The following is a 647-nucleotide window of genomic DNA, read 5'->3' as shown; positions in this document are numbered from 1 at the left end:
CTGTCCCAGGCAGAGGCAGACGGCGATCATATCTATGGCGTGATCCGTGGCAGCGCGGTTAACCATGGAGGCCGTTCAAGCTCCCTGACCGCCCCGAATCCTGAGGCCCAGTCAGAAGTAGTTTACAAGGCCTATGAGCGTTCGGGCATAGACCCCCGGCGAGTAGGTTACATAGAGGCCCATGGCACAGGTACCAGCCTGGGCGACCCCATAGAGATCACCGGATTAAAGAAAGCCTTCAGGAAACTCTACGCATCACATGGCAGTGAGCCAGGAGAAGCACATTGCGGAATAGGTACAGTAAAGACGAACATCGGTCATTTGGAGACCGCAGCGGGTATAGCCGGAATGCTCAAGATATTGCTGTCGATGAAACACGGCAAGCTTCCGAAGCTGGTACACTTTGAAGAGCAGAACCCCTACCTGAGTTTGAAAGGTAGCCCGTTCTACTTTTTAGGCGATACCGGCGAGTGGCCTGAGGTTGAAGGCCAGCCACCGGTAGCAGGAGTAAGCTCATTTGGTTTTGGAGGAGTCAACGCCCATGTTGTGGTGGAAGGATATATCCCGGCACCAGTATCGCAGCCTGCTACTGATAGCCCTCAGCTTATCGTACTGTCTGCTAAGAATACGGACAGGCTGAAGCAGTA

General features: G+C 53.9%; 1 protein-coding gene. It reads left to right on the top strand.

Annotation, left to right across the window (positions count from 1 at the left end; translation table 11 throughout):
• Positions 1-647, top strand: a 647-nt coding sequence (locus E1163_RS00160) for a ketoacyl-synthetase C-terminal extension domain-containing protein (protein ID WP_221417861.1), incomplete at both ends; no start/stop codon positions are given.

Origin of the sequence: Fulvivirga kasyanovii, from assembly GCF_009711405.1 — a bacterium.
Classification (GTDB): Bacteria; Bacteroidota; Bacteroidia; order Cytophagales; family Cyclobacteriaceae; genus Fulvivirga; species Fulvivirga kasyanovii.
Note: the sequence above shows the minus strand (reverse complement) of the source record. Positions and strands in the feature narration are given on the sequence as shown.